Genomic DNA, 24,700 nt, shown 5'->3' with positions numbered 1-24,700 from the left:
GAAGACGGATTCTGGAGTTTACGATGACTACTATTGTTGACAGCAATCTGCCGGTTGCCCGCCCGTCATGGGATCATTCTCGTCTGGAATCACGCATTGTGCATCTCGGTTGCGGGGCGTTTCACCGCGCGCACCAGGCGCTGTATACCCATCACCTGCTGGAAAGCACCGACAGTGACTGGGGTATCTGCGAAGTTAACCTGATGCCAGGCAACGACCGCGTGCTGATCGAAAACCTGAAAAAACAGCAACTGCTGTACACCGTGGCGGAAAAAGGCGCAGAAAGCACTGAACTGAAAATTATCGGTTCGATGAAAGAAGCCCTGCATCCGGAAATCGACGGTTGCGAAGGTATTCTCAACGCAATGGCGCGTCCGCAAACAGCGATTGTCTCCCTGACGGTCACGGAAAAAGGTTACTGCGCCGATGCGGCGAGCGGTCAGCTGGATCTTAATAACCCGCTGATCAAGCACGATCTGGAAAACCCGACCGCGCCGAAGTCCGCGATTGGTTACATCGTAGAAGCCCTGCGTCTGCGTCGTGAAAAAGGGCTGAAAGCGTTTACCGTAATGTCCTGCGACAACGTGCGTGAAAACGGTCATGTGGCGAAAGTTGCCGTTCTGGGGCTGGCTCAGGCGCGTGACCCGCAGCTGGCGGCATGGATTGAAGAAAACGTCACCTTCCCGTGCACCATGGTTGACCGCATCGTTCCGGCGGCTACTCCTGAAACCTTACAGGAAATTGCTGATCAGCTGGGTGTTTACGATCCGTGCGCGATTGCCTGTGAACCGTTCCGTCAGTGGGTGATTGAAGATAACTTCGTTAATGGTCGCCCGGACTGGGATAAAGTGGGCGCACAGTTCGTTGCAGACGTTGTGCCGTTCGAAATGATGAAACTGCGTATGCTCAACGGCAGCCACTCTTTCCTGGCGTACCTCGGTTACCTCGGTGGCTATGAAACCATTGCCGATACCATGACTAATGCGGCTTATCGCAAAGCCGCCTTTGCCCTGATGATGCAGGAACAAGCGCCAACGCTGTCGATGCCGGAAGGGACTGATCTGAACGCCTATGCGACACTGCTGATCGAGCGTTTCAGCAACCCGTCTCTGCGTCATCGTACCTGGCAGATTGCGATGGACGGTAGCCAGAAGTTACCGCAGCGTCTGCTGGATCCGGTGCGCCTGCACCTGCAAAACGGCGGTAGCTGGCGTCACCTGGCGCTCGGCGTGGCGGGCTGGATGCGCTACACCCAGGGTGTGGATGAGCAAGGCAACGCCATCGACGTAGTTGATCCGATGCTGGCTGAGTTCCAGAAGATCAACGCGCAATATCAGGGAGCAGAACGCGTAAAAGCCCTGTTGAGCCTGAGCGGTATTTTTGCCGATGATCTGCCGCAGAATGCCGACTTTGTTGGTGCGGTGACGGCGGCATATCAGCAACTGTGCGAGCGCGGCGCGCGCGAATGCGTGGCTGCACTGTAACTGACTGATTCCCCGACAGACTTACTGGTCAATCAAACTCATATTTGGTTGACCAGTTTTCGTTTTTTTGCCCACCTGTACGTGCCAACTTCCAGTGCTAATGGTATAGTTTGTCATTAACGATCAACGTAAGATCGCCCGATGCGCACGCTTATCGAGCCTGGGTATCAATCACAACTTATTGAATACGCACTCTTTGTTGGCCGGATAAGGCGTTCACGTCGCATTCGGCAATAATTTGATTAACCGCACCTAACGGACACAACACCATGAAATCTGCCACCTCTGCGCAAAGACCTTACCAGGAAGTCGGGGCGATGATCCGCGATCTGATCATCAAAACACCGTACAATCCTGGCGAACGACTGCCGCCGGAGCGTGAAATCGCAGAAATGCTCGAGGTCACGCGTACTGTGGTGCGTGAGGCGTTGATCATGCTGGAGATCAAAGGGCTGGTAGAAGTGCGGCGCGGTGCCGGTATTTATGTTCTTGATAGCTTAGGCAGCCAGAACACAGACAACGCAGATGCCAACGTCTGCAATGACGCCGGTCCTTTTGAGCTGTTACAGGCGCGTCAGTTACTGGAAAGTAACATCGCGGAATTTGCCGCTTTGCAGGCCACCCGCGAAGATATCGTCAAAATGCGCCAGGCATTGCAACTGGAAGAGCGTGAGCTGGCTTCCAGCGCGCCGGGCAGCAGTGAAAGCGGCGATATGCAGTTTCACCTCGCTATCGCGGAAGCGACCCATAACAGTATGCTGGTGGAGCTGTTCCGGCAGTCCTGGCAGTGGCGGGAAAACAATCCGATGTGGATCCAGTTGCACAGCCATCTGGATGACAGCTTGTATCGCAAAGAGTGGCTGGGCGATCACAAACAGATCCTCGCCGCGTTAATCAAAAAAGACGCCCGTGCGGCGAAGCTGGCAATGTGGCAGCATCTGGAAAATGTGAAACAGCGCCTGCTGGAGTTTTCCAATGTTGACGATATCTATTTTGACGGCTATCTCTTCGACTCCTGGCCGTTGGATAAAGTTGACGCCTGACCCTTATTTCTGGTGCCAAGTTGAGCAGCTTTGCACCAGGCCTTTTAGCCACGTAATAACCGATATTATTAATAAACGATGAGTAATTTAATAATTACTTATTACATGTCTTTTATAAGCATTTTATATCTATTTAAATCTGAGTGATTATTCGGAATAATCAAAATATATTGGTTTGTTTCTGTCTGGTTTAGTGACTTTTATCAAATTATATCTTCTTAAATAAAAAGTAAGTGGATCTTCATTTCTGTTCAGGGTCTTATACTTTGCGGGCAAGAATCAAGCCTGTTATCAGGCACGGATGCGATGAGCAAAAAGGAATGATTATGGAAAATGAGCATCAACCCAGTGGTGTCAAGCCGTCAGGGCAAGATATCGATGCCGCTAAACGTCAGGAGTGCGCAAAATGATGCGCCAATTACTTCAGACCGTATTACCTGAAAACACAGGCAGCAATACATCATCGCTGCGTGATTCCGTATGTCGGGATCTCTTTCAACTTTTCAATTCTCCTCACTCACCGCTACCCGCATTACTTATTTCAGGTATGCCACAGTGGCAAGGGGATAATCAGAGCGACAAACATCTCCAGAGCTGGTATTGCCGCCAGTTGCGTTCCGCTCTTTTATTTCATGAACCACGTATTGCTGCATTGCAGGTGAGTCTGAAAGAAGCATATTGCCACGATCTGACGATCAGTCTGGAGATGATGCTGTACCACGACGATGAACCGCTGACGTTTGATCTGGTCTGGCAGCATGGTGGTTGGTACAGTGCGACGGTGGGGAAAGTCAGCTAAATACCATCTTCTGCGTTTTACTCTGTCAGCCATCCGAACGGGCATCCTACGTCCATTCGGGCGGCTGACAACCGCTTATGCAGTTTCAAACGTTCCTTTCACGCACGCCTTGCCGTCTTTGACCATCAGTTTGCCGTGAGCGTACACCTGCGCAATGCGCAGTTCCGGTGTCATAACCAGCAAATCCGCGTCATTGCCGGGCTGAATTTCGCCTTTCCCGGTCAGGTTGAGGAAACCGGCGACGCTGCTGGTGAGTGGACGCACGGCATCGCTGATACTGAAACCGTAGTCTTTGACCAGCACTTGCACGGTTTCCAGCAACGTCTCAAAACCGGCAACGCCGATATGCGTTAAATTCCCCTCGTCGTCAAAGAACGGCTGGCTACCGTTGCCGTCGGAGCTGAGGGTGATGCGAGCCAGCGGAATACCCGCCTGAACGGCGCGGGCAATCCCTTCGGCAGGGGCGACCGGTTCGTCAATGCTGCTGGTGATGTCGATGGTGCCGCCTTTCAGGGCGAACTCCAGCGCCTGTTCAAACAAAGGAACGTTGCGGTTAACGTGCGTCGGCAGCAACTTGCTGATTGGCACATCGCAATTTTCCAGGAGATCATAGATAGGCTGTAGCGCCTTTTTGCTGTCGCCCATGTGGAACACGGTGACGCCAGGTTTACCGCCGAGCAAGCCACCAACGCGGGACTCCGCCGCCATATTGGCCAGATGATAAACATCCGGCGCGGCAGACCGGTGGTCGGAAATGGCACATTTCACGCCAATCACGCGATCGATAATCGCCACGTCTTTTTCCACAGAACCCGTAATGGTGCGGGAAGGCACATGATAAGCACCGGTCAGCATCCAGGCGCTGATGCCTTCTTCATTGAGCGCACGGGTCTTGGCGAGCAGGGATTCCGGGTGGCGAGAGATAGAGTCGGTGCCAAGCAGGCCAATCACCGACGTGACGCCCGCTTCCGTCAGGCGGCTTAACGCCACTTCCGGCGTGCGTGTAGTGGGGCCAGCTTCGCCGCCGCCGCCAATCAAATGGACGTGTTGATCAATAAAACCAGGGCAGAGGATCTGCCCGCTGAGATCGACAACCGTGCAGTTCGGTACGATGTCAGAAGGGATATTGCTGGCAACGGCGATAATCTTGCCGTTAGCGACGAGGACATCGCAAACTCCCCGATCTTCCGGCGCATACAAATGCGCTCCCTGCAGCAGGATGAAACCGGCTGCGGAATAATCAATCATGTAAACTCCTTGTTAAACAATAATCTGCATAACCCAGATCGACAGCAATGCGTTAATCGCGCAGACCGTAATGATATGCAGATAGCATTTAGCATTCACTTCGGCTGTCTCCAGGCTGCGACCGACATTTTGCACCGGGTTGGCCATTAAATACATTGCGGGCAGTAAAACGGTGACATCATGGCCGGTTCGCCTGCGGTCGCATGGCTGACAGCAACGCCGACTGCGCTGCCCATACTCATCAATGTGGCTAAAAGGACAGCGGCAGTCCCCACAACGTTTTTGTATCTGCGTGTTGCTACGTGTTTTTTGCAGAGTGGAAAAACAGGATTGAGTTGCAGAAAATTCATAAACCCAGTGACAATGACGTAGCTGAATAAAAACAGGAAATACAGGGAAGAAGACAAAATGGCAAAGTATGGCGAAAAAGAGTTGGCAGATACGAGTAAGTTTTTAAGTTTTGTCCTCCGACATAAACCAGAGGCGATTAGCATCGCGCTGGATCGTGAAGGATGGGCGGATGTCGATAAACTCATACTCTGTGCACAAAAAGTGGGCAAGCGGTTAACCCGTGCCTTACTGGATGTCGTTGTCGCCACTAGCGATAAAAAGCGTTTTAGTTATTCGAATGATGGTAAGTGCATTCGCGCTGTTCAAGGGCATTCGACCTCGCAGGTCGCCATTGCCTTCACCGAAAAAACACCGCCACAATTTCTCTACCACGGTACGGCAAGTCGCTTCCTTGAGGCGATAAAAGGTCAGGGATTGATTGCAGGGGAGCGTCATTACGTGCATCTCTCTGCTGATGAAGCGACAGCTCGCAAAGTAGGAGCCAGACATGGATCGCCGGTTATCTTAACCGTCAAAGCCGAAGAAATGGCGAAACGAGGAATACCTTTCTGGCAAGCGGAAAACGGGGTCTGGCTGACAGCAACTGTTGCGGTTGAGTTTCTTGACTGGCAAGGGAAATACTGAGGCGCTCTTCTCTGGTATGGTGGGGAGAAAAATCCCCCCTTATGAAGTCGCCGTTTGCAGCTTAAATAATTGCACTGTGCTGATGAGCGCGGCAACAAACAGCGCCGCTGCGCCACAAAGCGTGGAGTTGGCGAGCGCCGACGTTCCGTTGCCGAGCATACTGGTCAGCGCCGGGCCGAGAATTTGCCCGATGCCATAAATAAGCGTCACAAAGCCTAACAGGTTGAGATTTCCCGGCACACTAAGCTGGCGGGCGATGGTCATCACCAGCGAGGTCGTGCCCATAAAGGTGCCGCCAAAGCCAATACTGCTGATGATGAGTAATAAAGGAGAGCTGCTGGCGAGGGTTAACAGCACGCAGATAGCCTGTACCAACAAATTCGCCGTCAGGCAGGGTAACGCCCCCCAACGTTTTGCTGCCCACAACCAGCCAAAGCAGCCTGGCACAATCGACAAGCCGACCAGCGTCCAGAGATGGGCGGTCAGTAATGGCAGGCCAGCATCTTTCGCCATGAGCGGCAGATAAGTGGCAACGATGATATAACCAAAACCCGCCAGACCGTACAGAATAGCCAGCAACCACCAGCTCATGGGTTGTTGAGTGGTTTTTGCTAATGGCGTTGGCGCGATGGTGTGTTTTTTCGAAGGAAGCAAAAGCACCAGTACAATCAATATCATGCCAGAAAGCGCCCCGGCACCTTGCCATAGCGCTTGCGAGGAGAGGGAAAAATGCAGCCCAGCCAGCACATATTCATTGCCTAGCGCGATACCAACACCAACGCCAGAAAACAGTGCCGCAAGTACAAAAGGATGGCGGGTATGTTGCATGATGAGCGTCGAGCCGAAAATCAACATCCCGGCGCTGGCGATGCCTGCCAGAAAGCGAATCAACAACACCAGAATAAACGACGGCAACCACGCCATCGCAAGGATCAACAATCCGGTTGCCAGGGCGCAAGCCAATAAAAACGGGCGCAGACGTGAGGGTAAATGAAATGCGCCGAATGAAAACAACAGGCTTCCAGCCAGATACCCAGCGTAGTTGCCGCTGGCAATCCACGACAGTTCGCTAAATGAAAACTGCCCCTCCGCCAGCATAACTGGCAGCATCGGCGTATAAAGAAAGCGACCTAACCCCATACCTAAGGTCAGAACCAGCATCCCGAAAAGCGCGGTGCTGAAGGAAAAGCGTTCTACGGGATGCGATGACGGGGACATGTTTTACCTTGCTTGTCTTTTTGTAATTAACAAGTTAATAACAAAAAGGTGAAACATGCCAGTCTGTTAATGTGATGATGTAGGGGTAAAGCGATAAAAACGATTCGGTTCGCCAACGATATAAATATTGCCAGAGGCATCCATCGCAATCCCTTCAGCCTGTTTGATGTTATGTGACAAACCCCGGCTGCCTTTGGTTAGTGACATTTCACCGATAACCTCGCCAGCCAGCGTTACTTCCTGGAGTGCGCGTGATTCATGAGACAGCACCAGAAGCGTATTTTTTTGTTGGTTAAATTCTGCGCCGGACACATCATCTAAAGTAAATTGACGTTGTAGTTCCTGGTCTTTGCTGATGTGCAATTCATTGCTACTTAGTAGCCCGTTAACTTTGTAGACCTCAATCGGATTTTTCTCTTTAAAAAACCAGAAAGTGTGATCCTGGCGAGAATAGGCCAGCCCTTCAAAACCACTATTGGTTGGCGTTTTCTGCAACGGAATTTTTATTTTTTTGAGGATTTTCACTTCTGAATTTTCATTAAGTGAAATCACATAAATGGCATAATCGCGTTCATCACTGATGACGAACTTATTATCACCAATATATTCGATCGTCTCGAGATCTTTCACAAAATCCAGAGGAATGGTGCGGAGCAAATCCCCATTAGTGGTCATTTCAACAATCGCCGCAGGCTTATTGATAGTGCTAAACAGGGTATTACTCTGCGCAGACCAGGTCAGTGAGGAGATATTATTCGTTACACCTGCAATCTCTTTACCATCAATATTAACGTGGTAATTTTGAAACCCTGCGGGATAACTGCTTTTGCGCGCGCAAGATTGCACGAAGAAAACACACACTGCGACAATGGCAAAAAGAATAATAATGCTGATACGTTTACTTAACGAAAACCTTTTTGTCATGGCATTTCCATCCAAGAAAATCAATAAGATATCGATAAGTATACGTAGCGATCTTAATGAATCCTTAACGCGGAGTCAGATCGTAATGTGCAATGCATTTCCAGTCGCAATCTTTCCTCCCATTGCTGACGAATGCGGGCAGTCATCGCATTCAGTTCGTTGCGCAATGACAAAGATTGCGCAGGCTCTTTCTCTGCTTCTCCGAGAGTTTCAGCTCAGGTGGAGCAAACGCACCGCAGGCAGTGTGCATCTTCTGCGGCATAAACGTGCAGTAAGTGCCGACCAGCGGAATGACGCACTTTGGAGAACTGCTCGAAAATGGCGGGTAGAACGGTGACAAATGGCATGATTTTCCTCCCCGTACACAGGAGACAATGAAAAAGGCCACATTATTACCATGATTTAAGTGTGCTTTATCTGCTCTCTCTCGCGGTTAAAAATTGCCGAGGGGTAACAAAGTCGGGATTTGCGATAAAAGATACAGTATCAATCCAATACAACCACCAACCAGCGTACCGTTGACGCGGATAAACTGGAGATCTTTGCCGATATTTAACTCGATTTGCCGCGACATATCCCGCGCATCCCAGCTTTTCACCGTGTCAGTAATGTGGCGTGTCAGGAATGCCGAAAACTCTGGTGCGACGCGGTGCGCGGCCTGTTCCAGATGACCATTTAATGACGCCCGCAAGGCGTCATCGGCAATTAACGTCTCGCCAAACCATTGACCCGCCCGCGCGATACGCTCCTTCACGCGAGAATCTTCGCTATTGATATCGGCCTTCAACCATTCCCGCAAATCCCCCCACAATTCACCGAGATAGCGATTAAACGCTTCATCTTCTTTCAGATACGCTTTGATATTGTCGGCGCGCGCCGCCATTTCGGGATCGTTTCTTAGCTTGTCGATCAGCGCAAAGGTGGCGCGATCAAACGCATGGCGGATCTGATGCGCGCGATCGCGGCTGATATCGTCAAGCAAGGAATTTACCACATCGGAAACCAGCTCCGCACTGTGTTCACCCAGCCATTCAGTTGGCAAAATTTTCGCTTTCAGCGGATGTTCGTTCTCCAGCCAGCGGACGATCTGCTGGGCGATAAATTTGCGTGATTTATCGCGCTGGAGCAGGGCGATCAGTTGGGCGATCAGCGTATCCAGCAGCACCTGATGACGATCGTTTTTGGTCATGCTCTCCAGCATTAACGCACTGGTGCCGGAAAGATCCACTTTATCAATCGCCCGATGCACCGCGCGCTTAAGCAGACGCTGAATACGCGCATCATCGGTAAGTTCGAGAAAACCACTCATGATCTGCAACAGATGCTGCCCAACGCGGTGGGCGTTTTCCGGCTGACTAAACCAGTTGCCGATTAACAATGCCGGTTCATGACGACGAATCAACGCCACCAGGGATTGGGTATCGAGAAATTTTTCCTGTACGAACTGCCCGAGATTTTCGCCAATCCGGTCTTTATTACGCGGGATAATCGCCGTATGGCGAGAAATAATCGGAATCGGCACGCGGCGAAACAGCGCCACCACCGCAAACCAGTCAGCCAGAGCGCCGACCATTGCCGCCTCCGCAATCGCCTTCACGCCGCTCACCCAAAAATTGGGGGGCAAAAAAAGCGTAACGATAAAAGTCGCGGCAGCAACGAGCAGTAAAGAGAGCGCCAGCATTTTGGCGCGTCGGAGTTCAATGATTTTATTCATATCGTAAGAATAGAGCCTGACGGCAGGTTCACGCAAAAATCGAGACGCCTTCCAGAAAAATGTATCGCTTGCAGGAGAACAAAAATAGCCTGGAAAGCGCCTCGGGGAATGGGAAATTACCGGATGTGAGCGGAATTAGGAATCGCTAAAGTCGGGCTATCTCTTCAACAGGTGACGGATCGCCATGACAAACTTCACGACCAGCACGCCGCATGACGCATTATTTAAATCTTTTCTCACGCACCCTGACACCGCGCGGGATTTTATGGAGATCCATTTACCTAAAGGGCTGCGTGAACTGTGCGATCTCGATACCTTAAAACTGGAATCAGCCAGCTTTGTCGATGAAAAACTGCGGGCGCTGCACTCCGATATTTTATGGTCGGTAAAGACCCGCGAAGGCGATGGTTATATCTACGTGGTGATTGAACATCAGAGCCGCGAGGATATTCATATGGCCTTTCGCCTGATGCGATATTCCATGGCGGTGATGCAGCGTCATATAGAGCATGATAAACGCCGACCACTACCGCTGGTTATTCCGATGCTGTTTTATCACGGCAGTCGTAGTCCTTATCCCTGGTCTTTGTGCTGGCTGGATGAATTTGCCGACCCGATTACCGCTCGGAAACTTTATACCGCCGCGTTCCCGCTGGTGGATATCACTGTGGTGCCGGACGACGAGATTGTGCAGCACCGCAGAGTTGCCCTGCTGGAGCTGATCCAAAAGCATATCCGCCAGCGCAATATGATGGGGCTGATTGATCAACTGGTAGCATTACTGGTTACAGAGTGCGCTAATGACAGCCAGATAACCGCGCTGTTAAATTACATTTTACTGGCTGGTGATGAAGCGAGTTTTGAAGAATTTGTCAATGAGCTTGCCAGGCGAATGCCACAACACAGGGAGCGAATCATGACGATTGCAGAGCGAATACATAATGCGGGATGGCTGCTGGGAAGGGAAGAAGGGAGGATTGAAGGTAAAGAAGAAGGGGAACAGCGTCTTCTCCGATTGTTTTTGCAGAATGGTGCAGATCCTGAATGGATACAACGTTATACCGGACTTTCGGCAGAGCAAATACAGGCATTAGAACAGCCCTTGCCTGAAAGAAAGCGCGCTCCATGGATCGAGTACTAATCAGAGACTGATGACAAACGCCAAACTTCCTGATGTGCGCTACGCTTATCAGGCTTACATAGCCCATGCAATATATTGAATTTGCAATATTTTGTATGCCGGATAAGGTGCTCGCGCCACATCCGGCATGAACAAAGCGCACTTTGCCTAAGCCATGCCGGAACGTGGCGATGACCTGGCAGAGACAAAACGAGCCACAGGCTATTCGTCAGAGGAAATTCAGGCGTGTCGTCACGATTCCGTATTTATTCCATTGCCCGATACACTGCCTCGCCAATTTGCTTCAGTGCTTCACGGTAGGTTTCGCTGAGCGGCAAAGCGCAGTTGATGCGCAGACAGTTTCGGTATTTACCGGAAGCTGAGAAAATCGAACCTGCCGCCACCTGGATTTTCATGCGGCACAATTGCCGCGCGACGCAGACCATATCGACCTGTTCAGGCAATTCTATCCACAGTAAAAATCCGCCTTTCGGGCGCGTAATACAGATTTCGCAGGGAAAATATTCCCGTATCCAGCAGGTATAAAGCACCATATTGCGCTGATAATTCTGCCGCATCCGCCGGATATGGCGATGATAGTGACCTTCCTGCACAAACGTCGCCGCCGCCATTTGCGTGGACGGTACATTAAAGCTGCTGGTGGCGTATTTCATATGCAGCAGTTTATCGTGATATCGCCCCGGCGCGACCCAGCCCACGCGCAGGCCAGGGGCAATGCTTTTACTGAACGAACTGCACAGCAGCACCCGACCATCGCTATCCCATGAATGAATGGTACGCGGGCGCGGATATTCCGTTGCCAGTTCGCCGTAGACATCATCTTCAAAAATCACAATATCATGACGCTGAGCGAGAGAGAGAACGGCTCGTTTGCGCGCGTCCGGCATAATAAATCCCAGCGGATTATTACAGTTTGGCACCAGAATGATGCCTTTAATCGGCCATTGTTCCAGCGCCAGTTCCAGTGCTTCAACGCTGATGCCTGTTTCTGGATCGGTTGGGATTTCAATCACATTCACGCCTATGCCACGCAGCATCTGCATCGAACCGTAATAACAGGGCGATTCAACCGCGACAATATCGCCCGGTTTACACACCGCCATTAACGCCAGCGACATCGAGTTATGGCAGCCGCTGGTGATAATAATGTCATCGGCGGTGACCACCGAGCCGCTGTCGAGCATCAGGCGGGCAATCTGCTCGCGCAATACCCGCTGACCGGTTAACGAATCATAGCTGAGAACGGTTTGCAGATTATGCTGCACCACCCGGCTAAGCTCCCGCCAGAGCGGTTTCAGGCTGGGCGCCTCGACATCCGGCGTGCTTTTACTGAACGGAATAACAGAACTATCGCTATGCGCTTTCAGCATATCCAGCACCTGATCCCACTGGGTAATTTCCACCGGACGTTGCACCGGACGCGTCATCGGCGGCACTGGCGGCTGGGCTTTGTGTTGCGCGACAAAATAACCCGAACGCGGCTGTGGGGTGATGAGCTTCATCGTTTCCAGCGTCTGATACGCCTGCTGCACGGTGCTGATACTGACGCCGTGCTCCTGACTTAAGCTGCGCACCGACGGCAATTTCTCCCCGTGACGATACAGCCCCTGCTCAATCCGCTCGGCAAGTAGAGTCGCCAGATGTTGATAACGCGTCATGCTGTATTCCTTATTTGGACCATACAGAGAGAGAAACCGGTACAGATGCTGGCAAAAAACCGGATGCAGATGCTGTTTTAACCTGTCTGTATGTTAAATAAAAGTAATATTTGCATCTGTATTGTGAACTGCCAGAAGGCGGATGATGAAGCCTCTGAAAGATGAGGAGGCAGCAGATGGAATTTCACGAAAACAAAGCCAAAGCGCCGTTTATCGGCTTCGTGCAACTCTGGCAGGCGGTGCGAAGCTGGTGGCTGAAAAAGCAGACCCGGCGTGTGTTACAGCAGATGAGTGATGAGCGGTTGAAGGATATTGGGCTACGCAGGGAGGATGTGGAGTGAGGGGGGAAATTCCCCTTCCCGTGTGGGGAAGGGGAGAGAAACTTAGCGTGGCGTTTTGCTACTAATCACCCCAATAAAATCCTGCACCTGCTTTTGTTTACGCAACGACAGCTTGCGCACCTTGCGCAGCGACTGCATCAGTTCGCTCTCTTCGGCGGCGGGTGGTTGGGCGGTGAGGACAATACAGCCTTCCATCACTTTGACATCTACCGCCGTGCCAGTGGCAAAACCGGCGGCTTCCAGCCACTGACCTTTCAGGGTGATGGCGGGAATACGGCTGTAATCCGGGTAGCGGCTCGCATAACTCACGGTTAATTGACGGTTATTTGCCGGGGAGACTTCTGCTTCGAACGGTTGTGCAATAGAATGCGTGTCAGTCATAACTGCTATTCTCCTGAAATAGTGATTGTGATGAGCGGTGCGGGTGTGTTGGCGCACATCCGCACCGCGCTAAATACCTGGACATATCATCAGTAAATATGGGGAAAGTCCAGCTAAAAATAGAAAATAATAAAAGCGTTACTGGAAAGATCTGGAAGGGAAATTAACGTTAATTCACAATGGCCGGATAACAAAGTGTATCCGGCCTTCAAAATTAATTTAAAGCATTCATATGATGTTCTTTAAAATTCTCTGCCTGTGCCAGCACACCCATATAAACATCATCATTCGCTACTGGCGGGAACTTATGCTTGTGTAGAAGCAGAATAAGTTCAACTTTCAGTTTCGCTTTAATATTATCGCGTTTACTCCAGTCAGGATATTTCGATGTGTTGTCAACCACGCTTTTCATCTCTTTTGCCAGTGACAGCATTTTTTCATCGTCATAGGTGAACTGATATTTATCGCGCATATGAGCAAGAATGTCGAAAAAGGCTTTTTCTTCAATATCAATGCCTAAATCGGCCCAAGTGCCCATTTCGGTTTTAATATCATAGATAATATCGGTCATTTCCTGACTGAATGTATCGAATTCTTCACCGTTGAGTACATCATCTTCTCGCCGCTCATTATAACGATCTATAATCGCCTGGAAGCGGCGGGTGAAGTTAATCCCTTGCAACTGGTTCACTTTCTTGAAGTCGCTGATCGCTTTTTCCAGTAATTTTTGTAATAGCTGGATCTTCGTTGCCGGAAGTTTGATCTTGTTAATTCGCGCCAGATAATCTTCGTCAAAAATATCGATAGATTCCGCTTTTTTATCGCCAAGAAAATAAATCTCTTCTACGCCATCAGCTTTTAACGCTTCTGCAATCATTTCGCGAACGCGTGCATTCATCTGGGTGACATCCGGTGCGTCACCTTTCGTCAGTTTGAAAACAATTGAACGAACAGCAAGATAATAGTGAATATAGTCACGTTCTGTCTGTGATAATGCTTCGCTGCCGCAGCAGACGTCGTAGGCGGCTTTCATGCGTTTAACCAGTCCCATAAAACGACGTTCAACTTTCTGGGTACGCAGAACAAATTCCGCCGCGCGGTTGAGGCAGGATAATTGCGCTTGTGGCTCACCACTAAAATAATCCCGACTGTCAAATTCGTAAAAGACTTGCCCCAACAAATCGAGATGGTTTTTAACTTCTATTACCGATTGCTGAATATCTTCAAAGTTGGTGGTATCAATGCGAGAATACATTGCCAGTGCCTGGTTCATCTGACTCTTAATTCCGATGTAGTCCACCACTAACCCTTTACTTTTGCCTTCCAGTTTACGGTTAACGCGAGAAATGGTCTGGATAAGGTTATGTTTTTGTAAGGGTTTATCAATATAGATAGTATCCAGTTCAGGAACATCGAAACCAGTCAGCCACATATCAACGACAATGGCAATTTTGAAATTCGATTTAGCGTTTTTGAACTGCTTATCCAGCTCTTTACGATATTCTTTTGTACCCAGTAAATCATAAAGCGCCTCGTCGTCATCTTTACCGCGCGTCATGACCATCTTCACCATTTCAGAAGGCGGTAACTCTTTTTGTTCCTGTTCCGTCAGGACGACGCCATCGGGGGCTTGCTTCACTTCAAACCAGGCAGGGCGAATAGCTTTAAGCTGGCGGTAGAAATCCCAGGCAATTTCACGGCTGGCACAAACAAACATGGCTTTGCCTTTTACGGTGGAACCTTCGGCTACGCGTTTTTCATAATGTTTAGCAAAATCTTCCGCGAGGGCTTTTAACCGATCTTCATCACCCAGAACCGCATTCATGGTTGCGGTGGCTTTTTTGCTTTCGTCGATTTGCCACTCATTGGTGCCTGCGTTTGCGCACTCTTCGTAATACTTTTCGACTTCTTCCAGTTTGCTGGAGTCCAGGATCACTTTAGCCGCACGGCCTTCGTATACGATGCGCACAGTGATTTCATCCTGAACGGATTCGGTCATGGTGTAACTGTCGATCACCTCACCGAAGACATCGAGCGTCGCGTCAATCGGTGTGCCGGTAAAGCCAACATAGGTGGCGTTTGGCAGTGAATCGTGCAGGTATTTTGCAAAGCCATAAGTTTTGCGTACTTTTCCGCTTTCTTTATCGACGATGACTTTCTGGTCGAGGTTTACCTGGCTGCGATGTGCTTCGTCCGAGATGCAAATGATATTGCTGCGTTCAGAAAGAAGTTCGGTGTCTTCGGTGAATTTATGGATCGTCGTCAGGAATACACCGCCACTATTGCGTCCCGCTAGCTGATTACGCAGATCTTCACGGCTGGTAACGGGAACGATAGTGTCGTCGCCAATGTAATTTTTGGCGTTGCACATTTGCGCAGAAAGCTGATCGTCCAGATCGGTGCGGTCGGTGATCAAAACAATGGTCGGGCTGGCAAACTCCACGCTCTTCATCAAAAGACGCGTTAAAAATTGCATGGTGTAACTTTTGCCACAGCCCGTTGCGCCAAAGTAGGTGCCGCCTTTACCGCTACCGAAAGGTTTACGCGCTTGCTTGATGCTGTAATAGAGTTTGCGGGCGGCATAGTACTGCGGATATCGGCAGCAAATTTTTACTTCGTGCTTGGCTTTATCCGGGAAGCAGATAAAGTTTTTAATCACGTCCAGCAGACGTACCGGATGAAACAGCCCCTGAATCATTGAGTGCAATGATGGAATTCCGTCCTGTTCACGGTTTTCATTACCGGTGACTTTGCGCCATGAGTAAAAATATTCATAGGGCGCAAACAGGTTGCCCATCCGGTTATTTACGCCATCGCTAATAATGCAGAGCGCGTTGTAGATAAACAGTTGCGGAATATCCCGGCGATAGCGTTTACAGAGCTGCTTCCAGGCATCGCCAATACTGGCTTCCTGCTCGCGCACCGCACTTTTAAATTCAAAGACGACCAATGGCAGACCATTGATATAGAGAATGCCGTCAGGAATACGAGTCTGGTTATCTTTGCCGGAGATTTTAAGCTGATTAACAATCTTAATCCGGTTAAGTGGCGGGTTAATATAGGAGGGCGGAAGTTCCGCCGCCTGTTGCAACGGGATATCTTCGGCGTCAAATATCTGGCGCAGTGCGGCAGGTAGATGCCGGGTGTCGAGCAATTCAATATAGAGATCTTTTTGTTGCCGATCGTCGCGTTTGAACAGAAAACCATTTGCCAGCCAGCGACAAAATGTTTTGTTGCTTTCATAAAGATCGGAGGCGGGGAGCGTGGTGAACTGTTTGATCAGTCGCTGAATCTCTTCTTCAGTAATGCCATCAGGCTGGTAGCGTGCCGCTAAATAATGTCGGAGATCGTCTTCAATAATGACCTGATCGAGACTCGAACGTGGGACATTATCGCCGATCAGGTGTTGATATCCCTGATCCTGTAGCAGTTCAATGATCGCTTGTTCTAATTTTGCTTCACTGAAAGAGAGACTCATATCGCGCTCCAACCCTGGCTAATTTCTGGTAAGCATTCCCGTATCAGTAGAAAACCTTACCAGAAAGCCCCTGATTTTACAGGGGCAAAATGCGTTATGCGGCTTCTGTATCGGTGGTGAGATCCGGAAGATCTTCCAGGGATAGCTCGCCGGAGATGAGTTTCGGGAGTAGGGTGTCGCGGAGGTTGCTCAGGACTATTTGATTATTATTATGTGACTTGTCAATCCAAGGCATAACGATATTATAAAAAGTATTAATTATTTCAACATCTGGCATAACTATATGTTCAGCCTCAAGAAAATATTTTGTCTGGAAGTTAGCGATTCCTGTACTTTGGTTTTGGTATTCCCACATTTTTCCATCGTTATATATTTTATTGAGGTGTAAACTAATTATTAGCCCTATCTCTATAGATAACGGCTCAAACTTGCGACAAAAACTAGCAGGTTCAATAATACCCCCTAATCGGCTTATAATCTGTTCAGTCATGAAAATTGAACGGCCAGTTGACTGCGTTGGACTTCCTCCTGAAACTTCTATTATAATATCACCATTATTAATTTTTCTTTTTTCAAGTTTTTTGGGTTCTACCCATCTACATGGAGCAGAACTCATTCTCCCTGAAATTAACTCCGGGATATCAGTACCGCGCACTATCACTGCTTGAATTGTATGCTTTTCATCTCTGGAATCACACCCCCAGTCACCACCAATTGTATTTTTTAGTAAGCTATTAACATTTGAAAATTTCCAACCTTTAGGAATTAAACCCAACTCCGTTTCTTCAAATTCACTTGGGAAAAGCGAGCGGATTTCCGCCGGGAGTGGTTTGAAATCTGCACTATTACGTACTTTTTGACGCAATTCGGCGCGAGATTGCAGGGCTTCCGGAATTGGATTTCCGACATCCAGAGCGTTATCAATCACCGGATCAAAATCCACAAACCAGGATTTGAACAGGGTTTGGGACATTTGTTCTAAGGTTTTATTAATTTTATTATTTAAGTCAATTTTTTTATCAAGACACTTTAATTGATGAGAAATTGATTTTTGTAAAGAGACTGGAGGCAGTCTTAGTCTTATTTCTCGAAGTTCAGACTGTTTAATACCTGTAACAGTGCTTCCGGAGGCTCTTCCATCCAGCTGGTTTTGGACAAAAGAAGACTGCAATAGATATAAAAGGTAATCATTTTCTAGGATTCCTTTTTTACCCCTTAGAGTAATAACTCTCTGAGCCAATGCTACTTTGCGTGCATCTAATTGTGCTACTTCACCTAGTGGAGCCTCTGTAGTTAGCACTACGTCACCTTCCAATGGTAACCCACGAACCATCCAGTCATCATAATCATTAATAGCAATAAATTCATTTACTTCTTGAATTCTGCCATTTTTAATTATTTTTGCCGTGATTAAGGGGATGCCGTTATCAGCTTTTTTTGGGGTTTTACCCCTGTAATCAATAATAGTGTCCATACAATCTTCAAGGCGCATTTCTATATAATTATTCCCCATAACCCAGCGCCTCCAGATTCTGGCGAATCGCACGATCCAGTTCTTCCGCCTGTTTCATCTGCTCAAACAACGTCTTCGACAACTCCCGCATTTTCGTCTCAAATGCCACGCCGTCTTCTTCCTGCTCGGCTGCACCCACATAGCGGCCCGGTGTCAGTACGTAGTCGTTATCTTTAATATCTTGCAGGGTCGCAACTTTGCAGAAGCCTGCCTGGTCTTCATATTTTTCCAGTTTGCTGTCACCACGCGCAATCCGTGCAGCCAGTTCTTCCGGCGTACTGCGCCAGGCATGGTAGGTATCGGCGATTGTGGCAATATCTTCCGCCGTTAACTCTTTAGTTGTGCGGCTAATCATGCTGCCGAGGTTACGCGCATCAATAAACAGCGTCTCGCCCTGACGATCACGATAACCTTTGGCCGGATCGGCAGCCTTCGATTTGGTCATAAACCATAAACACACCGGGATCTGCGTGGTGTAAAACAACTGACCTGGCAGAGCGATCATGCAGTCGATCAGATCATTTTCGATCATCTGTGCACGGATCTCGCCTTCACCGCTGGTGTTAGAACTCATCGAACCGTTTGCCAGCACAAAACCTGCTGTACCGTTAGCCGACAGCTTGGAGAGCATATGCAAAATCCAGCCGTAGTTGGCGTTACCGGTTGGCGGCATACGATAACCGGCAAAGCGTGGATCTTCGGTTAATTCGGCTTCATTACGCCAGTCTTTCAGGTTGAACGGCGGGTTCGCCAGAATGTAGTCGGCTTTCAGGTCCGGGTGCTGGTCGCTAAAGAAAGTGTTTGCCGGGCGTTCGCCGAGGTTAGCTGAAAGACCGCGAATGGCGAGGTTCATTTTTGCCAGTTTATAGGTCGTGGCTGTCAGTTCCTGACCATACAGCGCGATATCACGACTTTTACCCTGATGGCTTTCGACGAACTTCACCGACTGCACGAACATCCCCGCCGAGCCGCAGCATGGGTCATAAATTTTGCCCTGGAAAGGTTCGAGCATTTCAGTTAACAGCGTAACCACACATTTTGGAGTGTAGAACTCACCACCGCCTTTGCCTTCGGTTGCGGCAAACTTACCGAGGAAGTATTCGTAAACGCGTCCCACCAGGTCTTCTTTCGATAACGTTTCAACGTCAGTTTCGTGTGCTAGCGTTTCGATGTTGTCGATGGTATCAATGAGTGACGCCAGTTTTTTGGTTTCCAGATTCTGACGGCTGAAGTAGTTATCTGGCAGCGCGCCTTTCAGGGTTGGGTTACGTTTTTCAATGGTCGAGAGGGCGGTGTCAATTCGGACTGCAATATCGTCCTGTTTGGCATTTTGTTTGATAAACGACCAGCGTGCCTCTTCCGGCAGGTAAAAAATGTTGTCCTGCTGGTAGAAAACTTCCATCTCAAGGAAGTCAGCTTACCCATCGGCAATCATTTTTTTGCGGCGTGCTTCAAACTTATCGCTGATGAATTTCAGGAACACGAGGCTTAACACCACGTGCTTGTATTCGGAGGACTCAACGCTACCGCGAAGTTGGTTTGCGGTATCCCATAACGTTTCTTCAAAGCCTTTCTTTGCTTTGGCTTTTTTAGTTGGTGCTTTGGCCATGATGAACTCTGTTCAGATAAATTGGGTCGCTATTGTAATGGTAGAGGCGGCAGATTTCGCCCTTTAATCCATCTCCAGCTCATCAAACAACTGCAAATCCACATCCAGCAATTCAACTGCATTGCTGCGGCGAATGCCGACATTATTTTCGATTAACAGTTCCAGTAAGCGATCGCCGTCAATCAGCGTAATGGGCGCGGCACCCGGAAAGAGCGCCGCTTCTGCACATTTCGCCGCAAATTTCCCGGTGGTGATGAGCGTACCGCGAATGGCTTTGTGGTAAGGCAACGCCCCGCGCAACTGGTCGATATACGGGCGAGTGATAGTGTTCTGCATTCTTTTGACCTGCACCACTTCTGTAATGGTGGTGATGCCGACCTGCACCTGACCAATCACGTCCACGCCTTTATCGCCAGAGGCTTTGGTCACTTCGACCTGCTCGTAGCCCATTGCTTCCAGTAATTGACCGACCAGTTGCTCAAACTTGTAAGGGTTCATCGTGCTGAGTTGTTCGCGCAGCAGCTCTTTTTGCTGCTCGTTGTAGCGTTTCACCGCTTCCAACAGCTCTTTACGCGGATCGCTTTTTCGTGCTGGCAACGCTTTTCCAAGCCAGGCGCGCCCGGTGTCGGTGATGCGATAGCTCATGCCTTCACGGTTAACCATGTCACGGTCGATAAGGTTATAGAGACGGGAGTAGAGCGTGCTTTTCACCGAACTGGCGGAAGCGAATTTCGAATGCTGATGCAAAAAGGCCTGCCATTCCGGCAATAAATCAGCGCGGCGCGACATTTCGCGGCCAGCCAGCAGCTCAAGCAGTTGCAGAATGCCTTCCTGATCGTCCAGTGAACGCAGCGTTTTTTCATCATCTTGCAGAAATTTTTGCCCGCGCGAGGTGGGCTGCCAGGTATCGTCTGGCGTGCTTTCCATCAGCTCAAACTGGGGATAGTTGAGGAATAAGTAGCAGCCGTAGCTGTGGCGCGGGTTCAATATGTGATTATCGGTATCCCAAATACGACGGGCGATGTCGGCATCTTCACCCGTTAAGCGTTCGCTGATCCACAGGTCAGGTTCCGACCAGTCAACGGGTTTTTGCGGCGTACCGGTTTGCTCGTGAATGGCGGTAATCATGTTGCGCACCGCTTTCAGGGAATAGCCTGATACGGCTTTCATCATAGCCTTAACTTGCGCATAGGTAGGAAAAAGCGGAGTAATAACTTTGTAGTTTTTCACGGTAATCCCTTAACGACAGTGAGGTGTTTAGTGTGCCATGTCAGGTGAGAAATTCTATTGGATGAATCAAGTAACACAACGAACATGATGGTTTTAGCGTTGTGCTAAAACTGTGGAATAATGCAATAGATAACTTTTGCACGGGAACAAACAACCATGACCAAACTGCTTGAGCTAACCTGGGATGCCACTGTAATCCCGGAGATGCCAAAAGTTGGCACACGTATCGCGCTGTTTACCTTCAAAACGCATATGGCGGGTTTTGTCTGGGATGCCGCGCAACTGGAAAATAACCCTTATACCTTTGTTGAAGTTAAAACGCTGCTCGATGGCGTCACCGTTGGCGGGCACAAGGTCAGTGATACTGAGCAGGTGCTAAACCTGGCGGACAGCGCGAAAAAGTTGATCGAGCTGGTGCAGTCAGGCCGTTTTGATCTCGATAAAAAAACGTTCACGTTATTGCACGGCATTATTGCCCGCAATGAGGCGCCGGAGTGGGGCATTTTTCGCGGCGAAGGTGAAGAGTTGCATTACAATGCGCGCGTTCACCTCGGCGAGTTGGGCACCCATTTTCCTCCTGCTACCGAAGCGGGCGCACCAGAGCTGAACCGCATTTTTGCTGAGGGTGTCGCGCATATTAAAATGCTTCCCCCGTTTGAAGGCGCGCTGGCGATGTTCCTTTTCGGTGCCTACTATCAGTTTTTCTTCGACGGTAACAAGCGCACCAGCCGCCATATGATGAATGGCTGGTTAATGATGCACGGCTATAATCCAATCAGTATTCCAGCAGCGAAAGCCCTGGAATTTAACAGCAAAATGGTACGCTTTTATCACAGCAAAGACGCGACGGAGATGATGGCGTTTTTGGTGGAGTGCTATCAGCTCTGAGTAGACGCCGGATGCGGCTGCGCCTTATCCGGCCCATAAACCCTACTTCCTCAACCCCGCAAACGCCGCCCGAATCTCATCCTCCGGCAACTGAATCCCGATAAACACCATCGTGCTATGCGGTTTTTCATCGCCCCACGGGCGGTCCCAGTCGGCGCTGTAGAGGCGCTGGACGCCCTGGAACAGCAGGCGGTTAGGTTCGCCGTCAATCCACAGCATCCCTTTGTAACGCAGCAGTTTATCCGCCGACTCCAGCAGCAGGTTTTCCATAACGCGGGAAACTTCGCTGATATCTACCGGGTAATCCAGTTCCACCACAATCGACGAAATATCGTTTTGTTTGTCCGCGATAAAGTGGAAGCGCGGTTTGGCGCTGACGACGTTCTCTTCCAGCATAAAACCGTTGGTGTTGAACAGCAGGCCCAGGTCGATGTCGCCGTGAGTGACGGTGTACACCGGTGCGCGGGCGTTGATGCGCGCCAGACGTTCACGCAGTTTTTCTGCTTCGCCAGCGACGTCGGTTTTGGTCAGCAGAATACGGTCGGCGTAGCCAACCTGTGACTGGGCGATGGTGAACTGGTTCATCTGCTCATCGGCATGTACCGCATCCACCAGCGCAATCACGCCGTCCAGCAGGTAACGCTGGCATAAAATCTCATGAGAGAAAAAGGTCTGAATAATCGGGCCGGGATCGGCCATGCCGGTGCATTCAATCACCAGACGGTCGAACTGAATATTGCCCTTGTCGAGATTATCCAGCAGGTCGAGTAGCGCGTCTTCCAGCTCGTTGGAGCGTGAACAGCAGATGCAGCCGTTGGTCAGCGTTTTGATCTGCGTGGCGCGGTCGCCAATTAATTGATCGTCAACGGAGACTTCGCCGAATTCGTTTTCAATCACGGCAATCTTGTAGCCGTGTTGTTCGTTAAGAATATGGCGTAGCAGGGTGGTTTTGCCCGCGCCTAAAAAACCGGTGAGTAGGGTAACTGCAATCGGGTTCATGCTCTCTCCATTAACAACAGCGCATACCGCCTTTACCATCGCCGCCGTAGCGCGCGTTCTGGCGTTCGCGGAAGAATTCTTCATAGCTCATGTACGGCTTGTCGGGATGGTTGGTCTTCATATGCTCGACGTAGTTGTCGTAGTCTGGAATGCCAATCAACATCTTCGCCGCCTGGCCGAGATATTTTTTTGTCTGTCCTAAGTTACCAAACATAGTTCACTCTGATAAGAACAAAGCCCCGCCGAAGCGGGGCTAAACACGGTTAGTGGTGCGAAGAGATCTTCACGCCGCCTTCCGGGATTGGAACGTACGGTGTTTCTTTGTCAGTACGTTTGTCGCTGTTACGCACCTTCAGCCAAGTTTTGAAACCGTAGAAGATGATGCTGTACACCACAATCAGGAACAGAATACTCAGGCCTGCGTTGGTGTAGTTGTTCACAACGATGTGGTTCATGTTGGCAATCTGCTGCGCCGTCAGGTCAGTACCGTTAGCAATCTTCTCTTTGTACTGGCTTGCCATGTAGAAGAAGCCTTCCATCTGCGGGTTGGTGCTGAACAGTTTCAGACCCAGCGCCCAGGTGGTGCAAATAAGCAGCCATACCGCCGGAACAACAGTTACCCAGATGTATTGGGTACGCTTCATCTTAATCAGCACAACGGTGCCCAGTACCAGCGCCACGGCTGCCAGCATCTGGTTAGAGATACCGAACAGCGGCCACAGGCTCTTAACGCCGCCCAGCGGATCGACCACGCCCTGATACAGCAGGTAGCCCCACAGACCCACACAGCCCGCTGTACCGATGATACCGGCAACCAGAGAGTCGGTTTTTTTCAGGAACGGAATGAAGTTACCCAGCAGGTCTTGCAGCATAAAGCGGCCAGAACGCGTACCGGCATCCAGTGCGGTCAGGATGAACAGTGCTTCGAACAGAATACCGAAGTGATACCAGAAGCCCATGTCAGCCATCGGCAGCACTTTGTGGAACACGTGTGCGATACCTACCGCCAGCGTCGGCGCACCACCTGCACGGTTCAGGACAGAAGGCTCACCAATGTCTTTCGCGGTTTGCAGGATCTGCTCTGGCGAAATCACGAAGCCCCAGGAGCTGACGGTTGCTGCCGCGTGTGCGGTAACGTCTTTCAGCTGCGCCATGATGATCGGCGCGTTCTCGCCACCCATTTCATGCAGGTTAGGCATGGTGATGCCAAGACCCGCAGGCGGGGTGTTCATCGCGAAGTAAAGACCCGGTTCGATGATGGACGCAGCAACCAGCGCCATAATCGCCACGAAGGACTCCATCAGCATTGCGCCGTAGCCAATGAAACGCGCGTCGGTTTCGTTAGCCAGCAGTTTCGGCGTCGTACCGGAAGAGATCAGCGCGTGGAAGCCAGATACCGCACCACAGGCGATGGTGATGAACAGGAACGGGAACAGAGCGCCTTTCCACAGCGGGCCAGTACCGTCAATGTACTGGGTCATTGCAGGCATTTTCAGTTCCGGGTTCAGTACCACGATACCCAGCGCCAGGCCGACGATAACGCCGATTTTCAGGAAGGTTGCCAGATAGTCGCGCGGTGCGAGGATCAGCCACACTGGCAGCAGTGCGGAAACAAACGCATAGCCAATCAGCGCGAAGGTAATGGTGGTGTCTTTAAAGGTCAGTGCCGGACCCCAGTACGGGTCGTGAGCAATCACGCCACCGAAGTAGATAGAGGCAACCAGCAGCACGATACCAATGACAGAGACTTCACCTACACGCCCCGGACGAATAAAGCGCATGTAGATACCCATAAACAGCGCAATCGGTACGGTTGAGCAAACGGTGAAGACACCCCACGGACTTTCGGCCAGGGCTTTAACCACAATCAGCGCCAGGACGGCAAGGATGATGATCATGATTAAGAAACAGCCAAACAGCGCGATAGTCCCCGGTACTGGTCCCATCTCTTCTTTGATCATCTCACCGAGAGATGCGCCGTTACGGCGAGAGGAGATAAACAGCACCATAAAGTCCTGTACCGCACCGGCCAGCACTACCCCCGCCAGCAGCCACAG

The 24,700-nt window shown here is 50.1% G+C and carries 19 protein-coding genes and 2 pseudogenes; 7 read left to right on the top strand and 14 right to left on the bottom strand.

Annotation, left to right across the window (positions count from 1 at the left end):
• The first annotated feature begins 23 nt into the window (after positions 1–23).
• The 3 genes from A7589_RS19365 to iraD all read left to right on the top strand — a co-directional run bounded on the left by A7589_RS19365 (position 24) and on the right by iraD (position 3,326).
• A complete protein-coding gene (locus A7589_RS19365) occupies positions 24–1,484 on the top strand; it encodes a fructuronate reductase (protein WP_000208178.1) in 1,461 nt (486 codons plus the stop codon).
• Positions 1,485–1,753: 269 nt separating this feature from the next.
• Positions 1,754–2,527: a Uxu operon transcriptional regulator gene (gene uxuR / locus A7589_RS19360; RefSeq protein ID WP_000833696.1), complete on the top strand. Its 774-nt coding sequence runs from the start codon at positions 1,754–1,756 to the stop codon at positions 2,525–2,527.
• Positions 2,528–2,933: 406 nt separating this feature from the next.
• The gene (gene iraD / locus A7589_RS19355) at positions 2,934–3,326 is read left to right on the top strand and encodes an anti-adapter protein IraD (protein WP_010357826.1); all 393 of its coding nucleotides are present in this window, start codon (positions 2,934–2,936) and stop codon (positions 3,324–3,326) included.
• A 75-nt stretch (positions 3,327–3,401) separates the two neighbouring features.
• Here iraD and iadA read toward each other — a convergent pair whose 3' ends face one another.
• Together iadA and A7589_RS19345 are read right to left on the bottom strand one after the other, a co-directional pair.
• Positions 3,402–4,574, bottom strand: coding sequence for a beta-aspartyl-peptidase (gene iadA / locus A7589_RS19350; RefSeq protein WP_000568391.1), 1,173 nt, complete (start codon positions 4,572–4,574; stop codon positions 3,402–3,404).
• A gap of 12 nt (positions 4,575–4,586) precedes the next feature.
• Positions 4,587–4,846, bottom strand: a pseudogene (locus A7589_RS19345) (hypothetical protein); the annotation flags it as partial.
• 136 nt (positions 4,847–4,982) lie between these two features.
• Between A7589_RS19345 and kptA the strand changes: the two are divergent.
• Positions 4,983–5,549: an RNA 2'-phosphotransferase gene (gene kptA, locus A7589_RS19340; RefSeq protein ID WP_108188967.1), complete on the top strand. Its 567-nt coding sequence runs from the start codon at positions 4,983–4,985 to the stop codon at positions 5,547–5,549.
• 39 nt (positions 5,550–5,588) lie between these two features.
• On the opposite strand, the gene A7589_RS19335 is transcribed toward kptA, so the two are convergent.
• The 3 genes from A7589_RS19335 to A7589_RS19325 form a co-directional block, all read right to left on the bottom strand.
• Complete coding sequence (locus tag A7589_RS19335) at positions 5,589–6,767, bottom strand: MFS transporter (RefSeq protein WP_000075230.1); 1,179 nt, start codon at positions 6,765–6,767, stop codon at positions 5,589–5,591.
• 66 nt (positions 6,768–6,833) lie between these two features.
• On the bottom strand, positions 6,834–7,691 hold the full coding sequence (locus A7589_RS19330; protein WP_000166626.1) for an SdiA-regulated domain-containing protein: 858 nt from the start codon (positions 7,689–7,691) through the stop codon (positions 6,834–6,836).
• 433 nt (positions 7,692–8,124) lie between these two features.
• A complete protein-coding gene (locus A7589_RS19325) occupies positions 8,125–9,405 on the bottom strand; it encodes a DUF445 domain-containing protein (protein ID WP_108188966.1) in 1,281 nt (426 codons plus the stop codon).
• A 184-nt stretch (positions 9,406–9,589) separates the two neighbouring features.
• Here A7589_RS19325 and A7589_RS19320 point away from each other — a divergent pair, with 184 nt between their 5' ends.
• On the top strand, positions 9,590–10,546 hold the full coding sequence (locus tag A7589_RS19320) for an Rpn family recombination-promoting nuclease/putative transposase (RefSeq protein ID WP_000181186.1): 957 nt from the start codon (positions 9,590–9,592) through the stop codon (positions 10,544–10,546).
• 245 nt (positions 10,547–10,791) lie between these two features.
• On the opposite strand, the gene A7589_RS19315 is transcribed toward A7589_RS19320, so the two are convergent.
• The gene (locus tag A7589_RS19315) at positions 10,792–12,204 is read right to left on the bottom strand and encodes an aminotransferase-like domain-containing protein (protein ID WP_000199292.1); all 1,413 of its coding nucleotides are present in this window, start codon (positions 12,202–12,204) and stop codon (positions 10,792–10,794) included.
• Positions 12,205–12,380: 176 nt separating this feature from the next.
• On the opposite strand from A7589_RS19315, the gene A7589_RS19310 reads away from it, so the two are divergent.
• A complete protein-coding gene (locus tag A7589_RS19310) occupies positions 12,381–12,545 on the top strand; it encodes a DUF1127 domain-containing protein (RefSeq protein WP_000394260.1) in 165 nt (54 codons plus the stop codon).
• Between the two features lie 42 nt (positions 12,546–12,587).
• Here the strand turns inward: A7589_RS19310 and symE are convergent, their stop codons facing one another.
• From symE to A7589_RS19285, 5 genes and pseudogenes are all read right to left on the bottom strand, one after another.
• Complete coding sequence (gene symE, locus A7589_RS19305) at positions 12,588–12,926, bottom strand: endoribonuclease SymE (protein WP_000132615.1); 339 nt, start codon at positions 12,924–12,926, stop codon at positions 12,588–12,590.
• 214 nt (positions 12,927–13,140) lie between these two features.
• A complete protein-coding gene (locus A7589_RS19300) occupies positions 13,141–16,404 on the bottom strand; it encodes a type I restriction endonuclease subunit R (RefSeq protein ID WP_108188965.1) in 3,264 nt (1,087 codons plus the stop codon).
• Between the two features lie 94 nt (positions 16,405–16,498).
• A complete protein-coding gene (locus A7589_RS19295) occupies positions 16,499–17,917 on the bottom strand; it encodes a restriction endonuclease subunit S (protein ID WP_108188964.1) in 1,419 nt (472 codons plus the stop codon).
• Positions 17,907–19,526: pseudogene (locus A7589_RS19290) on the bottom strand (type I restriction-modification system subunit M). Before A7589_RS19290 ends, A7589_RS19295 begins: the two are co-directional and overlap by 11 nt.
• 63 nt (positions 19,527–19,589) lie before the next feature.
• Positions 19,590–20,756, bottom strand: a complete 1,167-nt coding sequence (locus A7589_RS19285; RefSeq protein ID WP_108188963.1) for a restriction endonuclease — start codon at positions 20,754–20,756, stop codon at positions 19,590–19,592.
• Positions 20,757–20,912: 156 nt separating this feature from the next.
• Here A7589_RS19285 and A7589_RS19280 point away from each other — a divergent pair, with 156 nt between their 5' ends.
• On the top strand, positions 20,913–21,644 hold the full coding sequence (locus A7589_RS19280; RefSeq protein ID WP_108188962.1) for a Fic family protein: 732 nt from the start codon (positions 20,913–20,915) through the stop codon (positions 21,642–21,644).
• Positions 21,645–21,686: 42 nt separating this feature from the next.
• Here the strand turns inward: A7589_RS19280 and yjiA are convergent, their stop codons facing one another.
• The 3 genes from yjiA to btsT form a co-directional block, all read right to left on the bottom strand.
• Positions 21,687–22,643 (bottom strand): GTPase, encoded by a 957-nt coding sequence (gene yjiA / locus A7589_RS19275; protein WP_054249794.1) that lies wholly within the window; start codon positions 22,641–22,643, stop codon positions 21,687–21,689.
• A gap of 10 nt (positions 22,644–22,653) precedes the next feature.
• On the bottom strand, positions 22,654–22,857 hold the full coding sequence (locus A7589_RS19270) for a YbdD/YjiX family protein (protein WP_103893438.1): 204 nt from the start codon (positions 22,855–22,857) through the stop codon (positions 22,654–22,656).
• Positions 22,858–22,906: 49 nt separating this feature from the next.
• The coding region (gene btsT, locus A7589_RS19265) for a pyruvate/proton symporter BtsT (RefSeq protein ID WP_108188961.1) at positions 22,907–24,700 on the bottom strand (1,794 nt) is incomplete at its 5' end.

It is taken from the genome of Escherichia sp. MOD1-EC6475, assembly GCF_003046645.1.
Lineage (GTDB): Bacteria > Pseudomonadota > Gammaproteobacteria > Enterobacterales > Enterobacteriaceae > Escherichia > Escherichia ruysiae.
This window is presented reverse-complemented; position numbering and strand designations above follow the sequence as displayed.

Coding starts and splice junctions, on each gene's coding strand:
- A7589_RS19365 (WP_000208178.1), top strand. CDS start 24: ATGACTACTATTGTTGACAGCAATCTGCCGGTTGCCCGCCCGTCATGG.
- uxuR (WP_000833696.1), top strand. CDS start 1,754: ATGAAATCTGCCACCTCTGCGCAAAGACCTTACCAGGAAGTCGGGGCG.
- iraD (WP_010357826.1), top strand. CDS start 2,934: ATGATGCGCCAATTACTTCAGACCGTATTACCTGAAAACACAGGCAGC.
- iadA (WP_000568391.1), bottom strand. CDS start 4,574: ATGATTGATTATTCCGCAGCCGGTTTCATCCTGCTGCAGGGAGCGCAT.
- kptA (WP_108188967.1), top strand. CDS start 4,983: ATGGCAAAGTATGGCGAAAAAGAGTTGGCAGATACGAGTAAGTTTTTA.
- A7589_RS19335 (WP_000075230.1), bottom strand. CDS start 6,767: ATGTCCCCGTCATCGCATCCCGTAGAACGCTTTTCCTTCAGCACCGCG.
- A7589_RS19330 (WP_000166626.1), bottom strand. CDS start 7,691: ATGACAAAAAGGTTTTCGTTAAGTAAACGTATCAGCATTATTATTCTT.
- A7589_RS19325 (WP_108188966.1), bottom strand. CDS start 9,405: ATGAATAAAATCATTGAACTCCGACGCGCCAAAATGCTGGCGCTCTCT.
- A7589_RS19320 (WP_000181186.1), top strand. CDS start 9,590: ATGACAAACTTCACGACCAGCACGCCGCATGACGCATTATTTAAATCT.
- A7589_RS19315 (WP_000199292.1), bottom strand. CDS start 12,204: ATGACGCGTTATCAACATCTGGCGACTCTACTTGCCGAGCGGATTGAG.
- A7589_RS19310 (WP_000394260.1), top strand. CDS start 12,381: ATGGAATTTCACGAAAACAAAGCCAAAGCGCCGTTTATCGGCTTCGTG.
- symE (WP_000132615.1), bottom strand. CDS start 12,926: ATGACTGACACGCATTCTATTGCACAACCGTTCGAAGCAGAAGTCTCC.
- A7589_RS19300 (WP_108188965.1), bottom strand. CDS start 16,404: ATGAGTCTCTCTTTCAGTGAAGCAAAATTAGAACAAGCGATCATTGAA.
- A7589_RS19295 (WP_108188964.1), bottom strand. CDS start 17,917: ATGGGGAATAATTATATAGAAATGCGCCTTGAAGATTGTATGGACACT.
- A7589_RS19280 (WP_108188962.1), top strand. CDS start 20,913: ATGACCAAACTGCTTGAGCTAACCTGGGATGCCACTGTAATCCCGGAG.
- yjiA (WP_054249794.1), bottom strand. CDS start 22,643: ATGAACCCGATTGCAGTTACCCTACTCACCGGTTTTTTAGGCGCGGGC.
- A7589_RS19270 (WP_103893438.1), bottom strand. CDS start 22,857: ATGTTTGGTAACTTAGGACAGACAAAAAAATATCTCGGCCAGGCGGCG.